The sequence below is a fragment of the Streptomyces sp. NPDC088246 genome (genome assembly GCF_044741025.1).
GTDB lineage: Bacteria > Actinomycetota > Actinomycetes > Streptomycetales > Streptomycetaceae > Streptomyces.
The window spans coordinates 1-1,084 of record NZ_JBIURV010000187.1; the positions used below are offsets into that span (position 1 = coordinate 1).

At 66.3% G+C, this 1,084-nt stretch carries 1 protein-coding gene; it reads right to left on the bottom strand.

The window, feature by feature from the left end; genetic code table 11:
* The coding region (locus tag ACIPEK_RS46745) for an IS4 family transposase (RefSeq protein WP_402009172.1) at nt 1-1,084 on the bottom strand (1,084 nt) is incomplete at both ends.

Genomic DNA, 1,084 nt, shown 5'->3' on the forward strand with positions numbered 1-1,084 from the left:
GCGGATCTTCGGCGGGGTGTCGGCGAGCTGGCGGACCACGCTGCGTCGGGTGTGCTTGAGGACCTTGACGAACGAGATGCGGTCCGGGTCGATGCCGTTGCTGTCGGCGAGTTGCATGATGATGCCGGTCAGGCAGTGGTGTACGACCAGATGCGCCCACACTTCCTGGCGCACCAGCTGCGGGTCGGTGGATCGCAGAACTTCCTGCCGGCCCCGCTGGAAGGTCTTGATCTGCCGATAGGCCGATTCCACCTCCCACCTTTCGTGATACAGCACCGCTAACTCCCTTGCCGGGTAGGTGTCATGGTCGAAGAGGTCGGTCAGCAGCCGGATTACTTCGCCCCCGTCGACGCGGTACTCGATCACGCGCACCAGCACACCGCCCGGATGGGCGCCCTTCTGCCCCGCGAGGTTCATGCGCGCCAGGTAGGTGCCGTCGGGCAGGTGTCGTACTGGGCGGCGTGCCACACACGAGCGGGCCCGCAGCAGGAGGTGGGCACCGGCGCCGGTATACGCCTTCCACAACTCCACTCCGGGGAACCCCCGGTCCATGATCACGAGCATCCCGGAGGCCGAGGCAGCCATTGCCACGGCTGGGTCGCGTTCACCACTGTTATAGCCGCCCACCCTGGCGTCGATGGAAGAATGCGTGCCGGTCTCGGTCAGCGTCACGACTCTCACCTGCGGAAACCCTCCCGGTTTCCCGCTGGAGTCCTTCGGGCCGCCGAAGGCGCGTCGGTTGGCCTCATTGTCCGGCACGTCCAGCAGAAACCCGTCGACCGCAGCGAGACGCATCCCCCGGTAGAAGGACCCGACCAACCCCGCAGGGGCCAGCGGGCCGGCCAGGCGGTGGAAGATCCGCTCAACAACCTCCGGTCCCAGGCGCTCCCGAGCCCGGGTGAAAGACGCCCTGTGCGGGATGCACTCACTCAACTCCTCTATTTCACCCACCAGTTGTTCTGCCACATCGTCGTAGGAGTCCTGGTGGAAGAGCGCAAGCGCGAGTGTGAAGTAGACCATGAACCCGGCCGGCAACGCTCCCGGCCGGCGGTCCCGTTTGCGACACTCCGACAGGACCTCGCCC